This window comes from Nocardia sp. NPDC088792 (genome assembly GCF_044750615.1).
Taxonomy (GTDB): Bacteria; Actinomycetota; Actinomycetes; order Mycobacteriales; family Mycobacteriaceae; genus Nocardia.
Genome location: NZ_JBIVKC010000004.1, coordinates 593441 through 607997 on the forward strand (window position 1 = coordinate 593441; position 14557 = coordinate 607997).

At 67.8% G+C, this 14557-nt stretch carries 11 protein-coding genes and 1 riboswitch; of the genes, 6 read left to right on the forward strand and 5 right to left on the reverse strand.

Going from position 1 to position 14557, the window contains the following annotated elements:
- Positions 1-14 precede the first annotated feature (14 nt).
- Entirely contained in the window at positions 15-638 is a 624-nt protein-coding gene (locus ACIP5Y_RS29420) for a TetR/AcrR family transcriptional regulator (protein WP_400354907.1), read from the reverse strand.
- A gap of 378 nt (positions 639-1016) precedes the next feature.
- Here ACIP5Y_RS29420 and ACIP5Y_RS29425 point away from each other — a divergent pair, with 378 nt between their 5' ends.
- The 3 genes from ACIP5Y_RS29425 to ACIP5Y_RS29435 all read left to right on the forward strand — a co-directional run bounded on the left by ACIP5Y_RS29425 (position 1017) and on the right by ACIP5Y_RS29435 (position 4898).
- Positions 1017-1802 carry an META domain-containing protein gene (locus tag ACIP5Y_RS29425; protein WP_400354909.1) on the forward strand — a complete coding sequence of 262 codons (786 nt, stop codon included), beginning with the start codon at positions 1017-1019 and terminating at the stop codon, positions 1800-1802.
- Positions 1803-1899: 97 nt separating this feature from the next.
- Positions 1900-4290, forward strand: coding sequence for an ATP-binding cassette domain-containing protein (locus ACIP5Y_RS29430; protein ID WP_400354911.1), 2391 nt, complete (start codon positions 1900-1902; stop codon positions 4288-4290).
- A gap of 53 nt (positions 4291-4343) precedes the next feature.
- Positions 4344-4898 (forward strand): exonuclease domain-containing protein, encoded by a 555-nt coding sequence (locus ACIP5Y_RS29435; protein ID WP_400354913.1) that lies wholly within the window; start codon positions 4344-4346, stop codon positions 4896-4898.
- Between the two features lie 17 nt (positions 4899-4915).
- On the opposite strand, the gene ACIP5Y_RS29440 is transcribed toward ACIP5Y_RS29435, so the two are convergent.
- Both ACIP5Y_RS29440 and ACIP5Y_RS29445 read right to left on the reverse strand, forming a co-directional pair.
- Positions 4916-5074: a hypothetical protein gene (locus tag ACIP5Y_RS29440; protein WP_397001692.1), complete on the reverse strand. Its 159-nt coding sequence runs from the start codon at positions 5072-5074 to the stop codon at positions 4916-4918.
- Positions 5075-5363: 289 nt separating this feature from the next.
- Positions 5364-5535: riboswitch (M-box (ykoK) riboswitch) on the reverse strand.
- Between the two features lie 37 nt (positions 5536-5572).
- Positions 5573-7180 carry an MFS transporter gene (locus ACIP5Y_RS29445; protein ID WP_400354915.1) on the reverse strand — a complete coding sequence of 536 codons (1608 nt, stop codon included), beginning with the start codon at positions 7178-7180 and terminating at the stop codon, positions 5573-5575.
- A 55-nt stretch (positions 7181-7235) separates the two neighbouring features.
- Between ACIP5Y_RS29445 and ACIP5Y_RS29450 the strand changes: the two genes are divergently transcribed.
- Positions 7236-7895, forward strand: a complete 660-nt coding sequence (locus tag ACIP5Y_RS29450; protein WP_400354917.1) for a TetR/AcrR family transcriptional regulator — start codon at positions 7236-7238, stop codon at positions 7893-7895.
- Positions 7896-7908: 13 nt separating this feature from the next.
- Here ACIP5Y_RS29450 and ACIP5Y_RS29455 read toward each other — a convergent pair whose 3' ends face one another.
- The gene (locus ACIP5Y_RS29455; RefSeq protein ID WP_400354919.1) at positions 7909-8502 is read right to left on the reverse strand and encodes a helix-turn-helix domain-containing protein; all 594 of its coding nucleotides are present in this window, start codon (positions 8500-8502) and stop codon (positions 7909-7911) included.
- Between the two features lie 83 nt (positions 8503-8585).
- On the opposite strand from ACIP5Y_RS29455, the gene ACIP5Y_RS29460 reads away from it, so the two are divergent.
- Together ACIP5Y_RS29460 and ACIP5Y_RS29465 are read left to right on the forward strand one after the other, a co-directional pair.
- Entirely contained in the window at positions 8586-9590 is a 1005-nt protein-coding gene (locus tag ACIP5Y_RS29460) for an NAD(P)/FAD-dependent oxidoreductase (protein ID WP_400354921.1), read from the forward strand.
- A gap of 254 nt (positions 9591-9844) precedes the next feature.
- Positions 9845-12073 carry a thiamine pyrophosphate-dependent enzyme gene (locus ACIP5Y_RS29465; RefSeq protein WP_400354923.1) on the forward strand — a complete coding sequence of 743 codons (2229 nt, stop codon included), beginning with the start codon at positions 9845-9847 and terminating at the stop codon, positions 12071-12073.
- Between the two features lie 194 nt (positions 12074-12267).
- Here the strand turns inward: ACIP5Y_RS29465 and ACIP5Y_RS29470 are convergent, their stop codons facing one another.
- The gene (locus ACIP5Y_RS29470; protein ID WP_400354925.1) at positions 12268-14520 is read right to left on the reverse strand and encodes an ATP-binding cassette domain-containing protein; all 2253 of its coding nucleotides are present in this window, start codon (positions 14518-14520) and stop codon (positions 12268-12270) included.
- Between the last annotated feature and the right edge of the window lie 37 nt (positions 14521-14557).

Below are 14557 nucleotides of genomic sequence, written 5' to 3' on the forward strand. Positions count from 1 at the left end.
TCCGAGTTACGGAATCAGTCCTTGGCGGGGCGGGTGGCGTAGACGGCCATCATGTCTTCGGCCAGGCGGAGGACGGCGGCGTCGAGGTCGGCGCGGGGGTAGACGGGGTGGACCACGGCTTCGCCGGAGAAGAGGTACAGCATCATGAAGAAGAGGGGTTCGCGGATTTGGGCGGGGTAGCCGGAGAGGACGCCGGTGCGTTCCACGGTGGCGACCATTTCGCTGTAATAGGTCTCGGCGATGGGGGCGATGCGGTCGCGGAGTTCGGTGTCGGAGCGGGCGGCGAGGTAGATCTCGCGCAGGGCGTGGGTGAGGTTGGACTGCTGGGCCTGGCGGAGGAAGCGCAGGGCGGTGTCGAGCGCATTGTCCTGGGCGCCAAGGTGTTCCATGGCGGCGTGGTAGGCGTCGAGCTGGCGGTGGACGACCTCTTCGGCGGTGCGCACGATGAGGTCGAGGCGAGTGTCGAACTGGCGGAACATGGCTCCGGCCGACAGGGCGGCGCGGCCGCAGACCTCCTGCACGGTGGTGCGCTGATAGCCGACCTCACCGATCGCGGCGATGGTCGCATCGACCAGCTTGGCCACGGTCGCGGCCCGGCGTTCCTGCTGGGTGCGCCGCGGTGGGGGAACTTCGCTCACGGCGCACCATCCTGTCCGGCCCGTCCGCCGGCGCTCGCATGCGCGCCGGCATGACCGTTGACACATTCCATGCCCACATCCTATGGTCTCGCCACAACTTAGAGACTGCTTGCTTCCTAACTTACCGGGGGGTGAGCACTCGGCCGTGTTGCGGGGGTAGCAGCGGCCACCAGACCCATCGTAGCGACAACCGCTGCGGCGCAACCGATTCAGATACAGCCGCCCCTACTGTTCCCGGTACCGCCGTCGCCACCGCTGTCGTTCCGGATGGCCGCGGACCCGCGGACCCGGGAGCCATCGGAACATTCGTGAATACGATCGGCCAGACACTGGCGTCGACGCTGGGAATGCCCGTCCGGGCTCCGTACGATCGCCCATATGCCAGCAACTCGCATGTGGTGTGGTGTGCTGCTCGCCGCGGTCGCCCTGGGCGTCGCCGGTTGCTCCTCGAATACGAGGCCGAGCGACAAGGGCGTGACGCCCATGGGCAAGACCTACGTCTCCACCGACGTCAAAGGCAGTCCGATTCCCGGCGGCGGCCCGCTCACGTTGAGTTTCAAGGACAATCGCATCTCCGCGAACGCGGGCTGCAATACCGCCACCGGGCCGGTCACCCTGGACGGCCACGTGGTCACCACCACCGACAATATGGCCTCCACGCTCATGGCCTGCCCCGGCGACCTCGCCTACGCCGATCAATGGGTGCAGGGCTTCCTCAGCTCCTCCCCCGACTGGAAGATCTACGGCTCCAACCTGATTCTGACCGGCAACGGCCAGACCGTGACGCTGCGGGACCGCCAGGTGGCCCAGCCCCCCAAGCCGCTGATCGGCACCACGTGGATCGTCGACGGCTTGATCCGGCCCGATGCCACGGTCCGATCCCGCGCCCTGGACGAGGCCCGGCCCGCGATCACCATCGCCGCCGACAACACGCTGTCGGGTTCCGCGGGCTGCAACAGCATCACCGGCAATGCCGAGGTGAACGGCAAGGACGTCACCTTCCACGTCGCCACCACCAAGATGATGTGCGATGCCGACGTCATGGCGGTCGAAGCCGAAGTCCTGCAAGCGTTGGACGGCAAGACCACGACCAGCATCGATGGGGACACGCTGACCATCCGCAATACGGCCAACAACACCGGCCTCGAGCTCCGCGTGGAGTGATCGGGGTAGTGATCAGGAATCGAGAAGCGCCGGTTACCGCGCGGCATTTAGCCTGACTTCCGAGGACATCGAGACTCGCCCGAAGATGGAGGCACCAATGAGCAAGGCCACGAGGACGGTCAAGCAGTCGACTGCAGCGTCCGCCGCCGACAGCCACGAGATCATCCGTGTGGTCGGCGCGCGCGTGAACAACCTGAAGGACGTCAGCGTCGAGATCCCGAAGCGGCGCCTGACGGTGTTCACCGGCGTTTCCGGCTCGGGCAAGAGCTCCTTGGTGTTCGGCACCGTCGCCGCGGAATCGCAGCGGTTGATCAACGAGACCTACAGCGCCTTCGTGCAGGGTTTCATGCCGACCATGGCGCGCCCCGATGTCGATGTGCTGGACGGGCTGACGACCGCGATCCTGGTGGATCAGGCGCGGCTGGGCGCGGATCCGCGCTCCACGGTCGGCACCGTCACCGACGCCAATGCCATGCTGCGCGTCCTGTTCAGCCGGCTCGGGAAGCCGCATATCGGTTCGCCGCAGGCGTTCTCGTTCAATGTGGCCTCGATCAGCGGCGCGGGCGCGGTGACCATCGAACGCGCCGGCAAGGCCACCAAGGAGCGGCGCAGCTTCAGCATCACCGGCGGTATGTGCCCGCGCTGCGAGGGCCGCGGCTCGGTCAACGATATCGACCTGACCCAGATCTACGACGAGACCAAATCGCTCAACGAGGGCGCGCTGTCCGTCCCCGGCTACAGCATGGACGGCTGGTACGGCCGGATCTTCACCGGCGCCGGCTATTTCGATCCGGACAAGCCGATAAAGAAGTTCACCAAGCGCGAGCTGAACGATCTGCTCTACAAGGAGCCGACCAAGATCAAAGTCGACGGCATCAACCTCACCTACGAGGGCGTCATCACGCGGATGCGGAAGTCGATGCTGTCCAAGGACGTCGACGCGCTGCAGCCGCATGTGCGCGCCTTCGTGGAGCGGGCGGTCACCTTCACCGTCTGCCCGGAGTGCGAGGGCACCCGGCTCAGCAAGGAAGCCCGGTCCTCGAAGATCAAGAACGTCAATATCGCCGACGCCTGCGCCATGCAGATCAGCGATCTCGCCGAATGGGTCGGCGGGCTGAACGAACCGTCGGTGGCGCCCCTGCTGACCGCGCTGCGGCACACCCTCGATTCGTTCGTGGAGATCGGGCTCGGCTATCTCTCGCTGGATCGCACCTCGGGCACGCTGTCGGGCGGCGAGGCGCAGCGCGTCAAGATGATTCGCCACCTCGGCTCCTCGCTCACCGATGTGACGTATGTGTTCGACGAACCCACCGTGGGCCTGCACCCGCACGACATCCAGCGCATGAACGATCTGCTGCTCCGCTTGCGGGACAAGGGAAATACGGTGCTCGTGGTGGAGCACAAGCCGGAGATGATCGAGATCGCCGATCACGTGGTCGATCTCGGGCCCGGCGCCGGAACCGCGGGCGGCACCATCTGTTTCGAAGGCACCGTCGACAAGCTACGGGCGAGTGGCACCATCACCGGCCGGCACCTCGACGACCGGGCGAAGCTGAAGGAGACGCTGCGTAAACCGGACGGCAAGCTGGCGATTCGCCGCGCGAAGACGCACAACCTGCAGAATGTCAGTGTCGATATCCCGCTCGGGGTGCTCTGCGTGGTCACCGGTGTCGCGGGTTCCGGTAAGAGTTCGCTGATCCACGGCTCGATCCCCGCGGGCGCGAATGTGGTGTCGGTCGATCAGACGCCGATTCGTGGGTCGCGGCGCAGCAATCCGGCGACCTACACCGGCCTGCTCGAGCCGATCCGCAAGGCGTTCGCGAAGGCCAATGGCGTGAAACCCGCACTGTTCAGCGCGAATTCCGAGGGCGCGTGCCCGAACTGCAACGGCGCCGGGGTCATTTACACCGATCTGGCCATGATGGCCGGTGTCGCCACCACCTGCGAGGTGTGCGACGGCAAGCGGTACGACGCCTCGGTGCTGGAGTACAAGCTCGGCGGCCGCGATATCAGCGAGGTGCTCGCCATGCCGGTGAGCGAGGCCGCGGAATTCTTCGGCGAGGGCGAGGCCCGCATCCCGGCCGCGCACGCCATCCTCACCCGGCTCGCGGATGTGGGTCTGGGCTATCTGACCATCGGCCAGCCGCTCACCACGCTGTCCGGCGGCGAGCGGCAGCGGCTCAAGCTGGCCACGCACATGGCCGACAAGGGCGGCGTCTACGTGCTCGACGAGCCGACCGCCGGCCTGCACCTCGCGGATGTCGAACAGCTGCTGGGCCTGCTCGATCGCCTGGTGGATTCCGGTAAGTCGGTCATCGTGATCGAGCATCATCAGGCGGTGATGGCGCACGCGGACTGGATCATCGATCTGGGTCCGGGCGCCGGTCACGATGGCGGCCGCATCGTCTTCGAGGGCACGCCCGCGGACCTGGTGGCCGGTCGCTCCACCCTCACGGGTGAGCATCTCGCGGCCTACGTAGGCGCCTGACGGCCCGAAAATCATTGTCGCCGGACGGTACCGGACCGGTACCGTCCGGCGACATGAACGAACGTTTCCTGAATGTGGTGGATGTGGAGGCCACCTGCTGGGAGGGCAAGAATCCGCCCGGCATGCCGAGCGAGATCATCGAAATCGGTTTGTGCGTAATCGATATGGAACGGTTGGAGCGCGTCGAGAAGGCGAGCATTCTGGTCCGGCCCGAGCGTTCCACGGTCAGCGAATTCTGTACGCGGCTCACGACTCTCACGCCGGAGCAGGTGGCGTCGGGTATCTCCTTCGACGCGGCGTGCGAGCTGTTGCGCACGGAGTACCGGGCCGATTCGCGAGGCTGGGCGAGCTGGGGTGATTATGACCGCAAGCAGTTCGAACAGCAGTGCGGCGCAACGGATGTACGGTATCCGTTCGGGCAGCGGCACATCAATGCCAAGGCGGTTTTCTCCGCTGCGCGGGGTACGAAGCATCGGTACGGGATGGCAGGCGCTCTGCGGATGACGGGGTTACCTCTGGAGGGAACCCATCATCGTGGCGGCGATGATGCGTGGAATATCGCCGCGCTCGTCATCGAGTTGACGAAGCAGAGCGCCTGGCCCGTGTGATGCCGTGCCGCAAGGGATTACGCGATGCGGGCGTGGCCGCCGAGGGAGGCGGTGTAGACGGCCCCGCGCGGGCGGGTGGCGCGCAGGTTGGCGCGCTCCTGCTCGGTCAGGGTGTTGCGGCCGCCGAGGACGGAGAGAACGGTCATCGGGGTGCGGTTGAAGTTGAAGAAGGCCATGACAAGCTCCTGTTGCTTTACTGGCCGGCTCACCGGAAAAGGGTGCAGCCCAAGAGATCTCCGAGCCGGTTGCTCGGTACAACGCGGCGTATGTGCCGGGCTTCAGAAATGGGCGGCGTTCACCTGACGGCGAGCCGGGTACGAACTGGGTTTTCGAACCGGACTCGGATACGGACTATCGCCGGAACTCATTCGTCCCTCACCTCCTTGCCGTCGAGACGTATGCGAACGTCAGTACTGTTGCGCAGCACCGGAAGAGGGGAAACGAGCAGCACCGCCTCCGGTACTGCGGGCACCCCTCTCGTCAGAGCTTCGGCACTGTACGACGTATCCGCGGAGCGCGGAAGCCACTTCGGATCGCGCCTTAATCCGGGGCGATCTGTCCTAACCCTGGGCGTCTCTCGACGTCGTCGGATCAGTGGCCTGTGTTCGTACAGGAGCCTCGCCTAGCGAGGTGCTGACAGCCGAACCTATATGTAGAAACATCGTCATGTCAAATCAGCGCCGGACCAGGCGGGCCAGCGGCACCGCCAGCACGGCCGGGACCAGGAAGATCAGGTACAGCCAGCGCGCGGCGCTCGCCGTATGGGCCGGGTCGGAGAAGCTGCCCAGATTGGCGATCGTTCCCGCCAGCGCCGAACCGAACGCGGTCGCGGTCAGCTGCACGGTGGTCGCCGAGGCGCCCGCCAGGTCCTGATCACGATCCCCGGCCAGGCGCAGCACATCGGTCAGCAGGTGCGGGTACACCGCACCGATCCCGCAGCCGAGCAGCACCAGACCCAGCGCCACCACCATGACGACCGAGACCGACTGTGACGCAATGGGACCGGCGAAGACCAGAATCACCAGCCCCAGCACCGAGAGCAGCGGCGCATACCCGATGACGGCCGCCCGGCGATCCGTCACACCACTGAACATCAGTGAACCGGCGGTCCAGCCGGCGGCCAGCGCCGCACCGAGATAACCCGCCTCCAGCGGACCCAACCCGTCGAGATGCTGACCGAAGTAGGGCACGAACACCTCGACACTCGACGCGATGATCAGCACCGACATGAGCAGATACACCAGCGGCAAGCGCCCCCGCGCGGCGAAGGCCGCCGCCGGCAGCACCCGCACCGAGGCGGTCCGCTCATAACGCAGCCACCCGACCAGCACCGCGAACGCGGCGACAATGCCGAGCACATTCACGATCAGCGAATCCGCCACGCTCGCCGCCGAGATCACCAGTGCGGCCGCTGCCAGCAGACCCACCGAGATCCACGGAATCCTGCTGACGGAACGTTCTTCCGTACGGCCCGGCAACCGGCCCGCACCCCAGGTGACGAAGAAGAACAGCATCGGCACCAGCATCCAGAACGCGCCCCGCCAATAGTCGAGCTGCGCCCACACCCCGCCCAGCGCCGGCCCGATCAGGGTCGCGATCCCCCACATGGCCGAAACCAGCCCCATGGCCCGCGCCCACAACACCTCGTCGAGCACCACGCGAACGATCGAATAGCACAGCGCGAACAACAATCCCCCGCCCAAACCCTGCAATGCCCGCCCGGCCAGCAACACCGCCATGGTGGGCGCCACCGCGCAGATGACACTGCCCGCCACCAAGATCAGCGCCGACCATCGATAGGCCCACCGCGGCCCGGTACGAGCCAGCAGCGCGGCAGCAGCGGCCGATCCGAGTACCGAAGCCACGACGAAAATCGTTGTCGCCCAGACATAGAGCCGCTCACCACCGATATCGGAAACCACCGAGGGCAACACGGTCGTCGCCAAGTACACATTGACGGCGTGCAGTCCGACGCCACCGGCGAGAGTCGCGGCGATCGCACCGTGCCGGCCGAACAGCGCACCCCAGCCGGCGGCGGGATCGGCCGTCAGCGCCACTTCGGAGCCTGACGCAGATTCCGCGGCAGCGCCGGACTCGGTGGCAGCGCCGGACTCGGTGGCCTCGGCGCGATCCGTGGCCGGGGTGGCCCCGAGGTGCGCGGCGGGATTTGCTCCCCCATCAGCCGTGACACCTCCGGCCGCAGGGTTGACGCCCCGCGCCGGCGCGGGTCCGGCGCCGTGTAGGTCCGGGGTCTGGGTGGACACGTCCGGGGTCGAAGTCATGCTGTCACCACTTTCATTACGGTCCGTAACGTAACCAATACGCTAGAGTAGGCGCATGGCAGCTGGCAAGACGCGCGCTGGACGACCTCGCGACACCGGGATCGACTCCGCGGTGCAGGAAGCCGCGTTGGCCGCGCTGGGGGAGGTCGGGTATCGCGGGTTGGCCATCGAGGCGATCGCCAGGCAGGCGGGCACCAATAAGCCGGCGGTCTATCGGCGGTGGCCGAGCCTGGCGGCGTTGGTGCTGGACGCGCTCGGGGCGCGGCTGGGCGATATTCCCGCCCCGGACACCGGCTGCACGATCTGCGATCTGGCTGATGCGATCAAATTGCAGCTCAATGTGTTTCGGCGGATTCCGCCGGATGCGCTGGCGGCGCTGCTCGCCGACTGCAATACCGATCCCGCGCTGCGGGAAACGTTCATGGCCACCCTGTTCCAGCCGCCCCGCGCGGCGGTCGCCCAGGTGCTGGACACCGCCATCGCGCGCGGTGATCTGCGCGCGGAGACCAGCCGCGAACTCATGCTGGACCTGCTGGCCTCACTGGTGCACTACCGCGCCCTCTTCGGGCACGCCGCGACCTCCGATGACGAGGTCGAGCAGGCGGTGCACGCGCTGCTGCGCGGCGTGGCGGTCGATTACGACAACCTGGTGGCGATCAGCCGCGCCAAGGAGGGCGACCCGCAGTTCCACCCGCACCACGCCGAAACTCATTGAGCGCCTGCCGCTCTCAGTCGGTCTTCGATTTCCCCTTGGGGCGCACGCGCATATGGGCGCGCTCGCCCTGTTTGCCGAACAGGCTGAGGAATTCGACGGGATGTTCGTCGGCACTGCCGAACCAGTGCGGGACGTGCGTATCGAATTCGGCGGCCTCACCGGGCATGAGGATCAGATCGTGGTCGCCCAGTACGACCCGCAGGCGGCCGTTGAGGACGTAGAGCCATTCGTAGCCCTCGTGCGTCCGCGGATCGGGTTCGCGGCGGCGGCCGTCGGGCGGGATGACGATCTTGAAGGCTTGAATGCCGCCGGCCCGGCGGGTGAGCGGCACCATGGTCATGCCGTTGGCGGCGACCGGGCGCAGATGGATGCGCGGATCGCCGGTGGCCGGGGCGTCGACCAGTTCGTCGAGGGTGACGCCGTGCGCGCGGGCCAGCGGCAGTAGTTGTTCGAGAGTCGGGCGTCGCGCGCCGGATTCCAGCCGCGACAGGGTGCTCACCGAGATGCCGGTGGTCGCGGACAGTTCCGCGAGGGTGGTCTTGCGCTGCTGACGCAGGGTACGCAAGCGCGGGCCGACCGCGTCCAAGGCTCGATCGAGATCCTCCATGCAGCCATTTTGCCGGATCGGCAAAGAATCTTGCCAGCTTTGCCGGTCCGCGGGCATGGTCGGTCGCGAAGGAGGTGGTCGAGATGACCGACAACTATGACGTGGTGGTGATCGGCGGCGGGGCCGCGGGTTTGAACGGTGCGCTGATGCTCGCGCGGGCCCGGCGCTCGGTGCTGGTGATCGATGCGGGCGCACCCCGCAATGCACCGGCCGACGGCGTGCACGGACTGCTCGCCCGCGAGGGCATGTCGCCGATCGAACTGCTCACCCGCGGCCGCGAGGAGGTGACCTCCTACGGCGGCGAACTGACGACCGGTGAGGTGGTATCGGCCGAACGCACCGGCGACGAGTTCACCGTGACCCTGTCCGACGGCCGGACCGTGCGGGCGCGCCGCCTGCTGGTGACGACCGGCCTGGTCGACGAGCTACCCGAGGTCGCGGGCCTGCGCGAACGCTGGGGCCGGGACGTCGTGCACTGCCCCTACTGCCACGGCTGGGAGGTGCGCGATCGGGCCATCGGCATAATCGGCAGCGGCCCGATGGCGGTGCACGGCGCACTGCTGTGGCGGCAGTGGACCTCGGATGTCACGCTGTTCACCCACACCGTGACACTCACGCCCGAGCAGTCCGAACAGCTTGCGGCGCGGGGCATCCGGATGATTCCCGGTCTGGTGGAGTCCGTCGAGACCGCCGACGATCGCATCGTCGGCGTGCGCCTGGCCGATGGCACCCGCGTCGCGCGTGCGGTGCTGGTCGCCCCGACCCGCATGGTCGCCCGGGCCGCGTTCCTCGCCCCGCTGGGCCTGCGACCGGCCGAACATCCCAGTGGCGCAGGCGAATACCTTCCGGCCGATCCGATGGGCCGCACGGAGGTGCCCGGCGTGTGGGTGGCGGGCAATGTCACCGATCTGTCGGCGCAGGTCGGAGCGGCCGCCGCGGCGGGCGCCATGGCCGGCGCCCAGATCAATTTCGAGCTGGTCACCGAGGAGACCGAGCGCGCGGTCGCCGCGCACCGCGAATTATTTTCGGCGGCAGTGGAAGCCGAGGTCACCGAGCAGGTTCTCGGCGACCGCGCGCACGGCATCTGAGGCCGAGGGGCGCGCGCGACCTCCGCGCGCGCCCATCGGCGCAGCTCGCCCACTCCCGGCCGCGGTCCTCGCCGGTCGGCGTGCGGTGGCCGCCGAATAATCGCCGAACCGTTGCCGACTCCCCGGGCCGCGTCGATCATGGATGGCGCAACACGCGACGTCAGGTCCGTAGGTGTGGAGTTGCCACGGAAGCCTCCGTTTCACATCTAGGCTGAACCCGGCGCACGCGGCATATGAACACACACCGGGGAGAGGTGGGGCATATCAACGAGCGGGAAGCCGAACTGGATCAGTGGTTCCGGGCGGAAGTAGCCGCCGCGAAGCCGGGTCCCGTTCGCGCACAAGATGAACCGGCCGCACCGGGCGCCACCCGCACCGGCGCGCAATGCCTCGAACTCTTCGACGCGCAGATCACCTCCCGGCATCTCGACCTGGCGGCCAGACGGCTGACCCGGGAGGGGCGCGGGTACTACAGCATCGGCTCCTCCGGGCACGAGGGCAATGCGGCCGTCGCCGCCGCGCTGCGAGTGACCGATCCGGCGCTGCTGCATTACCGTTCGGGGGCCTTCTTCGTGCAGCGCGCCCGGCAGGTGCCCGGCCTGGACCCGATCCGGGATGTGCTGCTGGGCGTCGCCGCGGCGGTCGCCGACCCGATTTCCGGTGGGCGGCACAAGGTTTTCGGCAGCCGGCCCGCCAATGTGATCCCGCAGACCTCCACCATCGCCTCCCATCTGCCGCGCGCGGTGGGACTGGCCTTCGCCCTCGAGCGCGCCGCCCAGCTCCGGGTGCCGTGCGACTACCCCGAGGACGCCGTGGTGGTGTGCAGCTTCGGCGATGCCTCCGCCAATCACTCCACCGCCGCCGGGGCCATCAATACCGCCGTGCACACCGCGCACCAGGGCGTTCCCGTACCGATCCTGTTCGTATGCGAGGACAACGGGATCGGCATCAGCGTCCCCACGCCGAGCACCTGGATCGAGCACGCTTACGGATCGCGGCCCGGACTGCGGTACTTCGCCGCCGACGGCGCGGACCTGCTCGACGCCGCCGCGACCGCGACCGCCGCGGCGGAATGGGTACGCGCACATCGCAGACCGGCGTTCCTGCGCCTGCGCACGGTGCGACTGCTCGGCCATGCGGGCTCGGATCTGGAGGCGGCCTACCGCAAGCCCGCCGACCTGGCGGCGGACCTGCGCCGCGATCCGGTCACGCGGACCGGCGAATTCCTGGTCACCGCGGGCATCGCCACGCCCGCCGAGGTGATCGAACGGTACGACGAGGCGGGCGCACGGGTCACCGCCGCCGCCGAAATGGTGTGGAGCGAACCCAAACTCACCTCCGCCGCCGCGGTCACCGCGCCGCTGGCGCCGTCCCGCCCCACCGTCGTCCGCACCGACGCGCTGCGCGATACGACCGCACCCCAGCCAGGGCGCTCCCCCGCCGCGGACGACGCGACCGGTGACACCGGGACTCCGATGACCTTGGCGCAGGCCGTGAATCACACGCTCACGCAACTGCTGGCCCGGGACGACGATGTCCTGGTGTTCGGTGAGGATGTCGGCCGCAAGGGTGGCGTGTACGGCGTCACCAAGGGCTTGCAGCAGCGGTTCGGCATGCGCCGGGTCTTCGACACCCTGCTGGACGAGCAGAGCGTGCTGGGCACCGCATTGGGTGCGGGGCTGGCCGGATTCGTGCCCATCCCGGAGATCCAATACCTGGCCTATGTCCACAATGCCGAGGACCAGCTGCGCGGCGAGGCCGCGACGCTGTCCTTCTTCTCCGCCGGGCAGTATCACAATCCGCTGGTGGTGCGGATCGCGGGCTTCGCCTATCAGAAGGGCTTCGGCGGCCACTTCCACAATGACAATTCCATTGCGGCACTGCGGGATATCCCGGGTCTGGTGATCGCCGCCCCGGCGCGCGCCGATGATGCCGCCGCCATGCTGCGCACCTGCGTTTCGGCGGCGCGGGTGGACGGGCGGGTGTGCGCGTTCCTCGAGCCGATCGCGCTGTATCACACGCGCGACCTGTATCGGCCCGGCGATGGAGCCTGGCTGGCGCCGGTGTCCGGGCTCCGGCACGCCGAGATCGGCCGTGCCCGCGTGGACGGCACCGGTTCGCATCTGACGATCGTGAGTTTCGCCAATGGCGTGCCCATGAGCCTGCGGGTGGCGCGGCGGCTGGCCGCCCGCGGCGTGCATGCGCGGGTGCTGGACCTGCGCTGGCTGGCGCCACTGCCGCTGGACGATCTGCTCGACAATGCCCGCGCCACCGGCCGGGTGCTCATCGCCGACGAAACCCGCCGCAGCGGAGGCGTTTCCGAGGCGGTGTGCGCCGCGCTGCTCGACGCCGGATTCGACGGCCGTATCGCACGGGTCACCAGTGAGGACAGTTTCGTTCCGCTCGGCCCGGCCGCGTCCACGGTGCTGCTGGACGAGGCTCGCATCGAATCGGCCGCGGACAAACTCCTCGCCATGGATTGATGCGCGCGGACCGGTGCGACGAGGTGCGGATGGGCCCGGAAAACGGGGAGGCTCCATGCCCATCCGCGCCGCATCGACGCCCGTCCGGTGGGCGCCCCCGTGCCGACGACAGGCGGCACAAGCTCTTCTACGGTCTACGTACGTAGATAGTAATACCGGACGATGCGCACATCAGCAAACGCTTTCGCCGATTCCTACTCCGCCGCCAACGCCCGGCCCGTCGGCGAGTCCGCACGGCGCGCCAAATCCCCTGGCAGGCCCTCGAATAGAATCCGGCCACCATAGCGACCGGGACCGGGCCCCAGATCGATCACCCAATCGGCGCGGCGGATGACCTCGAGGTGATGCTCTATGACGACGAGGGTATTGCCCTTCTCCACCAGCCGGGAGAGCACCTCGAGCAATGTATCGATATCCGACAGATGCAGACCGGTGGTAGGTTCGTCGAGGACATAGAGGGTGTCACCGGTGCGGGACGCGAGTTCCTTGGCGATCTTCAACCGCTGGCACTCACCGCCGGAAAGCGTCGTCAGCGACTGACCGAGGCGCAGATACCCGAGCCCGACCGCCGAGAGCTGACGCAGGGCACGCGCGATACCGGGCGTCCGAAGGCGTTGCGCCGCTTGATCCACGGAGAGGTCCTCGATATCCGCGATGGACAGCCCGTCCACGGTGTAGCCGAGCGCCACCTCGGTATAGCGCCTCCCCTTGCAGGTTTCGCAGACGACCTCGTGCCCGTCCATGAACGCCAGGTCGGTGTAGACGACACCCAGACCGCGGCAGGCCGGGCAACCGCCGACGGAATTGGCGCTGAAGAGGGCCGGCGCCACGCCGTTCCGATCGGCGAAGAGTTTACGGACGGCCGTGGCGATGCCGGTATAGGTGATCGGCGTCGAACGGCGATTGGTGGTGACCGGGCGCTGATCCACCAGCACTGCCGGGTGCTGCTCCACGAGTTCGGCTACGAGACTGGACTTCCCGGCCCCCGCCACACCGGTGACGACCGTCAGCACACCGGTGGGGATATCGACACCGAGGCCGCCGAGATTGTTGCGGGTGGCATTGTCCACCCGCAGCTTTCCGGTCGTGGGTCGTGGTCGCCCGATACTCCGGCGGTGCCGGAGTGCCCTACCGGTGCGGGTATCGGCGGTCCGCAGTTCGCCGAAACTCCCCTCGAAGACCACCGTGCCACCCGCGGCCCCGGCGCCCGGCCCGATCTCCACGATTCGATCGGCGATGCGCATGACGTCGGGATCGTGTTCCACCACCAACACGGTGTTCCCCTTGTCCCGCAACTGCTTCAGCAGTTCCGTCATGGCCCGCACATCGTGCGGATGCAATCCCACGGTCGGTTCATCGAAGACGTAGAGCAGCTCGGTGAGGCTGCTGCCCAGGTGCCGCACGGTCTTGATGCGCTGGGATTCCCCGCCCGACAGCGTGGTGGCCGGCCGGGCCAGTGACAGGTAGCCGAGGCCGATTCCGGTGAGGGCGGTGAGCTTTTCCCGCAATGCCTGCACGACGGGCGCAGTGTGCGGATCGGTCACCGCGGCAAGGAATTCGGTGAGTTCGCCGATCTCCATGCGGCTCAGTTCGCCGATGGTACGGCCGAGCACGGTCGCGGATCGCGCGGCCGGGTTCAACCGTTCACCGCCGCAGTCCGCGCAGGGCCGGGTGCGGGTGAATCGTGCCAGCACCGCCTGTTTGCGCTCGGAGGGGGCGTCGGCGGTGTGCAGGTACACGCGCTCGAAGCGTTCGATCACGCTCTCGTAATCCGATGGGGGACGAACCTTCAAGTGCTGCAGTGCTTCTCCGCCATACAGCAGTGCGCGCCGATCGCCGTCGGGCCATTCACGCAGCGGTGTCTTCGGATCGAACGACCCGATCTCCGCGTACTGCCGATACCAGTACTGGTCCGCGCCGAATCCGGGCAGCAGGATCGCACCCTGCTCCAATGATCTGTCCGGATCGAGCAGCCGGTCCGGGTCGGTGGCAATGGTCTCGCCCAGCCCGGCGCACCCCGGGCACATCCCGGCGGGGTCGTTGAACGAGAAATGGTTCGACTCACCGACATACGGTTCGCTGCTTCGCGAAAACAGCAGGCGCAGGTAGGTATAGGCGTCCGTGCCGGTGCCGACGGTGGAGCGGGCATTGCCGCCCAGTCGTTTCTGGTCGATCACCACGACCGGCGAGAGTCCGTCGATGGCGTCCACGTCCGGGCGGGTCCACCGGGGTAGCCGATTGCGCACGAACGGCGGGTAGGACTCGTTCACTTGATAACCGGCCTCGGCGGCGATGGTGTCGAATACCAGGGAGGACTTGCCGGATCCGGACACTCCGGCGAACACCACGAGGCTGTTGCGCGGTACGTCGATATCGATGCCGCGCAGGTTATTGGTCCGCGCGGCGCGGATACGGATGACGCGGGGCCGGGAGGGTTCGGTGGTCATATTCGCGACGGTAGGTGCAGATGTGGCCGGATCCTGA